Origin of the sequence: Leptolyngbya sp. FACHB-36, from assembly GCF_014695955.1 — a bacterium.
Lineage (GTDB): Bacteria > Cyanobacteriota > Cyanobacteriia > Leptolyngbyales > Leptolyngbyaceae > FACHB-36.
In genome coordinates, this window is record NZ_JACJPG010000328.1 from 1 (window position 1) to 5,212 (window position 5,212).

The 5,212-nt window shown below is 51.4% G+C and carries 5 protein-coding genes and 1 pseudogene; 2 read left to right on the forward strand and 4 right to left on the reverse strand.

Translation table 11 applies throughout. The annotated features are described in order from the left end of the window. Window positions 1–554: alcohol dehydrogenase catalytic domain-containing protein (locus H6F43_RS09255; RefSeq protein WP_190342502.1), on the reverse strand; the 554-nt coding region annotated here is incomplete at its 3' end. 177 nt (window positions 555–731) lie between these two features. On the opposite strand from H6F43_RS09255, the gene H6F43_RS09260 reads away from it, so the two are divergent. Further along, window positions 732–1,619, forward strand: coding sequence for an AraC family transcriptional regulator (locus H6F43_RS09260; RefSeq protein ID WP_190342503.1), 888 nt, complete (start codon window positions 732–734; stop codon window positions 1,617–1,619). 233 nt (window positions 1,620–1,852) lie between these two features. On the opposite strand, the gene H6F43_RS09265 is transcribed toward H6F43_RS09260, so the two are convergent. After that, window positions 1,853–2,512, reverse strand: coding sequence for an SDR family oxidoreductase (locus tag H6F43_RS09265; protein WP_190342504.1), 660 nt, complete (start codon window positions 2,510–2,512; stop codon window positions 1,853–1,855). A gap of 341 nt (window positions 2,513–2,853) precedes the next feature. Between H6F43_RS09265 and H6F43_RS09270 the strand changes: the two genes are divergently transcribed. Next, entirely contained in the window at window positions 2,854–3,477 is a 624-nt protein-coding gene (locus tag H6F43_RS09270) for a DUF1997 domain-containing protein (protein WP_190342505.1), read from the forward strand. A 110-nt stretch (window positions 3,478–3,587) separates the two neighbouring features. Here H6F43_RS09270 and mnmE read toward each other — a convergent pair whose 3' ends face one another. Beyond that, entirely contained in the window at window positions 3,588–4,967 is a 1,380-nt protein-coding gene (gene mnmE, locus H6F43_RS09275; protein WP_190342506.1) for a tRNA uridine-5-carboxymethylaminomethyl(34) synthesis GTPase MnmE, read from the reverse strand. Between the two features lie 119 nt (window positions 4,968–5,086). Continuing rightward, window positions 5,087–5,212: pseudogene (locus H6F43_RS23045) on the reverse strand (30S ribosomal protein S5 alanine N-acetyltransferase); the annotation flags it as partial.

Here is a 5,212-nt window from a genome sequence, read left to right on the forward strand (position 1 = left end):
TGCTTTTTAGCCGTACTGCGTGTAGTAGCGATCGCGACTGCTCCTGCTGCTTTTGCAATCTGAATTGCAGAATAACCCACGCTGCTACTAGCTGCTGTAATTAAGACAAAATCTCCTGCTTTCACTTGCCCATATTCAACCAAGGGACCGTAGGCAGTAATATACGACATCCAAATAGCGGTTCCCTCGTTGGCAGATAAGCTGTCAGGATAAGCAGCAGCAGCAACCGCCGGAACAATCGCGCTTTCCCCATAGACGCCATACTGCTTCATCGAAAAGGCTGGAATCGTGCTGACGCGATCGCCAACGTGGAAGCCTGTTACGCCCGCGCCGATCGCATCAATTACTCCAGATGCCTCGTACCCCAGCGTAGACGGAAACGTTTCCGGTAATTCTAAATATCGTCCTGCCCGAAAGCCAATTTCCGCACGGTTTAGCCCGATCGCTTCTACCTTAAGCCGCACTTCTCCAGTGTCCGGTTCTCTGAGGGGCTCGTCTTCTAGCCTGAGAACCTCAGCACTACCGAACTCATAAAATCGAACAATTTTCGGCATGACAGTTGTACTCCGTTTTCAAGCTGCCTCCATCGTCATAGATTTGACGGTACATTTCTTTTAGATTTTTGCTTTTTTTCTAGATTCTTGCTTTTTTCTCAAAGTTAGTTTTTCTGCAACTGGTCATTAATTTTGCTCTACACTAGATTGCCAGTTCTAGTACAGGAGAGAAGCTTGATGTCTCCGCAACAGCAAGGGATTAATAACCAACAAATTAAACCTGGTGGTGAACATCCAAGCGAGTTTGTTTTGCTGTCTAGTGGAATGGTTACCTGGAATGGCATTTTGCTAGAGCATTTAAAACTTCCACCACTCGATATTTCAGATATTCATGCAGTGAGACATCACCTCACCCTGCAACTGAAAATGCCCAAAAAGGTAGAACTGAAAGCTAACGGCAAATTTAATAGTCAACGATTGCTGCCGGGGAATGTTTGCATCACGCCTTTTCAGCATTTCCATGCTGTTCGGTGGCAGGATGAGATGGAAGTTCTCTCCCTGACCCTGGAACCAAAATTCGTTGCTCAAGCTGTTCAGGAATTGGTGCCCGATCGAGTGGAACTAATGATGCATCGAGGGCAGAACGATCCTTTGATTCGAGAGATTCTGCTTGCTTTAAAAACCGAGCTTGAAGCAGGGTGTCCATCGGGACGGCTGTATGGCGAAGCAATGGGAACTGCCCTTGCTGTCCATTTACTCAAATGCTATTCAACTCTGAAGTCACCGCTAGCGGTTTATAAAGAGGGGCTACCGCAACATAAGCTAAATCAAGTATTGGAGTATATTCAGTGCTATCTTGATCAAGACATTAAGCTCGTAGATCTGGCTGAACTGGTTGGCATGAGCCAGTATCATTTTTGTCGATTGTTCAAGCAATCAATGGGAGTAGCGCCTCACCAGTTTGTGTTGCAGCAGCGAATTGAACGAGCAAAAGAATTACTTCAGCAGAAGGAGTTGGCGATCGCTGATGTTGCTCTCTTAAGCGGTTTCAAGAACCAAAGTCATTTCACAACTCTTTTTCGCAAATTTACAGCCGTGACACCCAGGGTATTCAGAAACCTCTAATTAAACGCTTGCAGCTAGTTGGCTGACAAATCGATTGCTCAAATCGCTGAAAATCTCTCCGTGCGTATAGAGCAAACTGCTGCCGGGACAGAATCCCGGCAGCAGTCATAAGCATCCTGATGCGGCGACAATTGCTCTCGCAACCGAGCCGCTCAGTCTAACTGGGCGAATGGAGCGATCGTGGACTGCACAGCTTGAGTGGAAGGAGCGATCGTTCCCTGCTCGTCGTCCTTCTAGCCCACACCGACAAATAGCTCCTCATACGTCTTCGCTGGAGCATCGGGCTTCGCAACGATTTCCACAATCTTGTTGCGGGCAGAAGATTGGAACAGCGCCTCTACGCACGTCTGTGCCACTTTTGTCCGAGGAATTCTGCCGTCTGACAGCGTATCGGCTCCCGACATTACAACTGAATCCGCATTTTCATCGTTCAGCAGTCCGCCAGGACGGACGATCGTGTATGTCAAGCCGCTCTGCTGCAAATATTCCTCTGCCCGCTTCTTCCAGACCAGAATCAGAAAAAATAGATTTAGCGGATGAAAAAACTGCGATGTGCAAAGCGACGTCACCAGCACAAAGTGTTCGATTCCCGCTGTTTTTGCCGCATCCACCAGGTTTTGCGTGCCTTCGTAATCAACTTTGTAGGGTCCAGTCGGATCAAAACCAGGCTTTGCCCCAGTAGCGCAGAGCAGCACCGTACAATCTTTTAGTGCAGCCGTCAGCGTGGCGGGCTGTAACACATCGCCAACGACCAGTTCAGCTTCGGTGGGCAGCATCGATCGAGCCGCCTCTGCATCTCTTACCAGGGCACGAACGGCAATGCCTCGCTTTACAAGTTCTTGCACAATCCGGCGACCTGTTTGCCCGGTGGCTCCTGCAACAAGTGCTTTCATGGGTTACTCCTCGCTGTTAGGGGGTTAAACTGTTGTGTAAATTCTCTGTAGTCCAGCATTAACAACTTGTCACGATTCAATGCAGTAGGAATAGACTAGATCTGTAGCTGAAGGTTGGCATCTAGCTTTATAGTGATCTATGTTAAAGAACGTTAAGCTGTCCCCACTCCTGTTTGATATGGTTTCACCAACAGCTTTAATCGTTTCCGACAAGCGTCGCCTTCTTTCCTCAACTAACAGCGTTGGCTCTCCGCGATGATGAACTGAGAAATCCGTAAAGATCACGAGAGAATGTGAATTCTCCAGGGAATCCTACTTTCAAGTTGTCCAGAGCGCTGACGATGCAGTCACACTATACCGATTCTGAGTTCTCGAATACCGAAGAATTGACTTCCAGTGCGATCGAGCCGACCCAGTTCCACAGTCGTTTTGTAGACTGCATGGAGATGTACGCCGATGCGCCTACGGTTGCTCGCTACTTCGACGCGCACCATGGCTGGTTCTGCCGCTGCGCCCAACCAATGACTGTTGAGCCGCTGGGAGAAAACAGCTACGCCCTTGTGGTTGGGCGGTTTGGCTCGTTTGGCTACGAAGTAGAGCCAAAAATTGGCTTGGACCTGCTGCCTGAAGACCAAGGAATCTACCGGATTCAGGCAGTCCCCATTCCTGGCTACGACGCACCCGGCTACGATGTCGATTTTCAGGCGGCAATGGAGCTTGTAGAGGTGTCTTCCAGAGAGTCGTCCAATTCGCCCACGGGTAACTTGACGCGAGTTCAGTGGCAGCTTGATCTCACCGTGACGATTCAGTTTCCGCGCTTCATTCGCGCTCTGCCAAAATCGCTGATTCAGAGCACGGGCGATCGTCTTCTGCGGCAAGTTGTGCGGCAAGTGTCTCAACGGCTGACGCGCAAGGTGCAGGAAGATTTTCACGGGATGCACGGCGTGCAGTTGCCCAAAGGCTAGTGCAGCACGGCGGATGTTCGACTATCCGAATAACTCCCTGGCTTTCAGAGACTCGTCAAATTTAAGTTGACAAGCCGCTAGTTTATCTGGACTGCTGTACTTTATGCTCGCTACTTGCCAATGCAAAAGCGACTGAAGATGCGATCGAGCACCGATTCTGTAACATCTTCACCCAAGATTTCGCCGAGGGCTTGGATAGCACTCCGCAGATCGATCGTCCAAAAGTCGAGGGGAAGTTGGTCCGCGATCGTTGCTTGCACCTGTTGGAGAGCAGCTTTCGTGTGGGTAAGGGCAGCGGCTTGGCGCTGATTGATGGCAAAATCCAAATTCGCTGCGTGTAAACTGCCCGCCCGCACGGTGTCGAGAATGGCAAACTCTAACGCATCAATGCCCTGATTCAGAGAAGCAGCCGTTTTGACAACTTGGGAGGTGGGGAGGTCCACGCTCAAGTCTGCCTGAATCGGGTCTGCTTGAACCAGATCCACTTTATTCAGAACCAGAATCAGCGGACGGTGCTGCACCTGCTGATAAATTTCTTGGTCGGCAGCGGTCCATCCGGCTTGTGCGTCGATCGTTAACAGCACCAAATCGGCAGACTGAGCTACTGTGCGCGATCGCGCCACGCCCATTTGCTCAACGCGATCCTCGGTTTCCCGGATGCCTGCGGTATCCAACACGTGAATTGGAATGCCACTAACCACAAGCTGAGATTCCACGACGTCGCGCGTCGTGCCGGGTAGATCGGTGACGATCGCTCGATCGCTGCGGCTCCACGCATTCAGCAGACTGGACTTGCCCACGTTGGGACGCCCGACGATCGCCACCTTCAACCCTGTTCGCAGTAGCTCTCCCCGGTCTGCCGTTGCCAAAATCTGGCTTACGTCCGCCAGCACCTGCGCCAGCCGCGCCTGAATCTCGGTTTCATCCAGCGGCGGCAAGTCTTCCTCAAAATCTATTCGGGCTTCTACCTCTGCCAGAATGTCCAAGCAAGCAGTGCGGAGGTGACGAATGGGATGGGCAAGTTTACCCTGTAAGCCTGCAAGGGCAGCTTGGGCAGCTTGAGGCGATCGTGCCCCGACCAAGTCCCCAATGCTTTCTGCTTGGGTCAAATCCAGTCGCCCATTCAGAAACGCCCGCAGCGTAAACTCTCCTGGCTGTGCCAGTTTCGCGCCCTGCTCTAGGCAGAGTTGCAGCACCTGCTGCACCACCATAATGCCGCCGTGACAGTGAAACTCCACCACGTCCTCGCGGGTGTAGGAGCGAGGAGCCTGCATGATCAGCAGCAGCGCTTCGTCTACCAGATGGCGTGTGTCTGGGTGCTGGACGTAGCCGTAGAGAATGCGGTGGCTGTCCCACGCTTGCTGTCCGGGTGCGTGAAACAGGCGACGCGCGATCGCCAGCGCTTCTGGTCCCGACACGCGCACAATTCCCACGCTGCCCTGTTCGGGAACGATGGCAGTGGCAATGGCGGCGATCGTGGAGGTAGACATAAGAAGTAGGGAAAAAGTAATTAGTTGCCAGTTCTAGGTGCTAGCTAATAGTTGTTAGCTGTTAGATTACAGCAACTCGGTAAGTAACAACGAATGACTAACCGCCAATTGCTAATAGCTCATAAAGTAAGCTTCCAACTAGGGTTAATAAGGCTGGTAAGAATATGGTCTTCCCATTTGCCGTTAATAAGAAGATAATCTCGTGCGTAGCCTTCGACGGTAAACCCTAGCCGCCTGAGAACGTT